The 3,203-nt window shown below is 51.8% G+C and carries 2 rRNA genes; both read left to right on the top strand.

From position 1 onward, the window contains the following. The first annotated feature begins 97 nt into the window (after positions 1 to 97). Positions 98 to 3,006 (top strand): 23S ribosomal RNA (locus F5ESL0261_RS10075). 78 nt (positions 3,007 to 3,084) lie between these two features. Beyond that, positions 3,085 to 3,201 (top strand): 5S ribosomal RNA (gene rrf, locus F5ESL0261_RS10070). Positions 3,202 to 3,203 lie beyond the last annotated feature (2 nt).

The following is a 3,203-nucleotide window of genomic DNA, read 5'->3' as shown; positions in this document are numbered from 1 at the left end:
TAGTACATTGAAAACTGAATATAATCCAAGAAAAAACCGAGAAACAATCAAAAGAGAAGAGATTGCCAAAGAGCGACCGAGAGAGTATCTTGAGTAAGGTCAAGTAAAGAAGGGCGCACGGTGAATGCCTAGGCACAATGAGGCGAAGAAGGACGTGACGAACCACGAAAGGCTTCGGGGAGCGGTAAGTACGCAGCGATCCGGAGACATCCGAATGGGGGAACCCAATGCATGCAGATGCATTACCAGGCGGTGAATAGATAGCCGTATGGGGCAAGACGCAGCGAACTGAAACATCTAAGTAGCTGCAGGAAGAGAAAGAAAAATCGATTTCCTTAGTAGCGGCGAGCGAAGAGGAAAGAGCCCAAACCAGATGATTTATCATTTGGGGTTGTAGGACTGCAATAAGGCAGCGCAAAGGATAGCAGAATTATCTGGGAAGGTAAGCCAGAGAGGGTGAGAGCCCCGTAAGCGAAATCCGGAGCGCGCCGAGCAGGATCCTGAGTAGGTCGGGACACGAGGAATCCCGATTGAAGCAGCGAGGACCATCTCGCAAGGCTAAATACTACATTGTGACCGATAGTGAACCAGTACCGTGAGGGAAAGGTGAAAAGAACCCCGGGAGGGGAGTGAAAGAGAACCTGAAACCGTGTGCCTACAAATAGTCAAAGCCCATTAAAGGGTGATGGCGTGCCTTTTGTAGAATGAACCGGCGAGTTACGTTAGCTAGCGAGGTTAAGTCAGAAAAGACGGAGCCGGAGCGAAAGCGAGTCTGAAGAGGGCGCAGCAGTTAGCTGACGTAGACCCGAAACCAAGTGACCTACCCATGACCAGGTTGAAGGTGCGGTAAAGCGCACTGGAGGACCGAACCCACGTAAGTTAAAAATTGCGGGGATGAGTTGCGGGTAGCGGTGAAATTCCAAACGAACTTGGAGATAGCTGGTTCTCTCCGAAATAGCTTTAGGGCTAGCCTGGTGCCAGGACGATCATGGAGGTAGAGCACTGTTTGGACGAAGGGCCCGTCAGGGGTTACTGAATTCAGATAAACTGCGAATTCCAGAGATCGGGGCACTGGAGTCAGACTGCGAGTGATAAGATCCGTAGTCGAAAGGGAAACAGCCCAGATCACCAGTTAAGGTCCCCAAATCTATGCTAAGTGGAAAAGGATGTGGAGTTGCGTAGACAACTAGGATGTTGGCTCAGAAGCAGCCATCATTAAAAGAGTGCGTAATAGCTCACTAGTCGAGTGACGCTGCGCCGAAAATTTACCGGGGCTAAGCATAGTACCGAAACTGTGGATGTGCAGGAATGCACGTGGTAGGAGAGCGTTCTAAATGCGGCGAAGCTTAACTGAGAAGATAAGTGGAGCGTTTAGAAGTGAGAATGCCGGTATGAGTAGCGCAAGACAGGTGAGAATCCTGTCCGCCGAAAGACTAAGGTTTCCTGGGGCAGGCTCGTCCGCCCAGGGTAAGTCGGGACCTAAGGCAAGGCCGAAAGGCGTAGTCGATGGACAACAGGTAGAAATTCCTGTACTGCGCAGCTTCGTTAACAGCGAAGGAGGGACGCAGGAGGCAAAGAACGCATGGCGCTGGAAGCCATGTTCAAGCGTTAAGTGTGGTAATGAGTCAAATGCTTGTTGCCGGAAAGCACAAGGCGTGATGAGGAGCGAAATCAAAGTAGCGAAGGTTCAAGCGTCACACTGCCAAGAAAAGCTTCTAGCGAGAAGCTGCGCACCCGTACCGCAAACCGACACAGGTAGTCGAGTGGAGAACACTCAGGTGAGCGAGAGAACTCTCGTTAAGGAACTCGGCAAAATCGCCCCGTAACTTCGGGAGAAGGGGTGCTGGTGCAACAGCCAGCCGCAGTGAATAGGCCCAAACAACTGTTTATCAAAAACACAGGTCTCTGCCAAGTCGTAAGACGACGTATAGGGGCTGACACCTGCCCGGTGCTGGAAGGTTAAGGAGAGCTGTTAGCGCAAGCGAAGCAGCGAACTGAAGCCCCAGTAAACGGCGGCCGTAACTATAACGGTCCTAAGGTAGCGAAATTCCTTGTCGGGTAAGTTCCGACCTGCACGAAAGGTGTAATGATTTGGGCACTGTCTCAACGAGAGACTCGGTGAAATTATAATACCCGTGAAGATGCGGGTTACCCGCGACAGGACGGAAAGACCCCATGGAGCTTTACTGCAATTTGATATTGGGCAGCTGTTAAACATGTACAGGATAGGTAGGAGCCGGAGAAGATAGCACGCCAGTGTTATCGGAGGCAATGTTGGGATACTACCCTTGTTTGATGGCTGCTCTAACCAGGGCCTCTAAGCGAGGCATGGGACAGTGTCAGACGGGCAGTTTGACTGGGGCGGTCGCCTCCTAAAGCGTAACGGAGGCGCCCAAAGGTTCCCTCAGAATGGTTGGAAATCATTCACAGAGTGCAAAGGTATAAGGGAGCTTGACTGCGAGAGCGACAACTCGAGCAGGGACGAAAGTCGGGCTTAGTGATCTGGTGGTACCGCATGGAAGGGCCATCACTCAACGGATAAAAGCTACCCTGGGGATAACAGGCTTATCTCCCCCAAGAGTTCACATCGACGGGGAGGTTTGGCACCTCGATGTCGGCTCGTCGCATCCTGGGGCTGAAGTCGGTCCCAAGGGTTGGGCTGTTCGCCCATTAAAGCGGCACGCGAGCTGGGTTCAGAACGTCGTGAGACAGTTCGGTCCCTATCCGTCGTGGGCGTAGGAAATTTGCGAGGAGCTGTCCTTAGTACGAGAGGACCGGGATGGACATACCGCTGGTGTACCAGTTGTCTTGCCAAAGGCATCGCTGGGTAGCTAAGTATGGCCGGGATAAGCGCTGAAAGCATCTAAGTGCGAAGCCCCCCTCAAGATGAGATTTCCCATACGCAAGTAGTAAGACACCTCAAAGACTAAGAGGTAGATAGGCTGGGAGTGGAAGAGCCGCGAGGCTTGGAGCGGACCAGTACTAATCAGTCGAGGACTTGACCAAAGCTTAAAGGCAATCAAGGTTTTTGAAAAGAGGATTATATTTAGTTTTGAGCGTAGAAGCTCAAAGAGAGAGAAAAAGTACGGTGGCAAGAGCAAGAAGGAAACACCTGTAACCATGCCGAACACAGCAGTTAAGCTTCTTCACGCCGAGAGTAGTTGGTGGGAGACTGCCTGCGAGGGTAGGACGCTGCCGTGCTT

It is taken from the genome of Lactobacillus sp. ESL0261, assembly GCF_003693025.1.
In the GTDB taxonomy this organism is placed as follows: Bacteria; Bacillota; Bacilli; order Lactobacillales; family Lactobacillaceae; genus Lactobacillus; species Lactobacillus kullabergensis.
The sequence above is the reverse complement of the archived record's forward strand: the minus strand, read 5'-3'. Positions and strand labels throughout refer to the sequence as shown.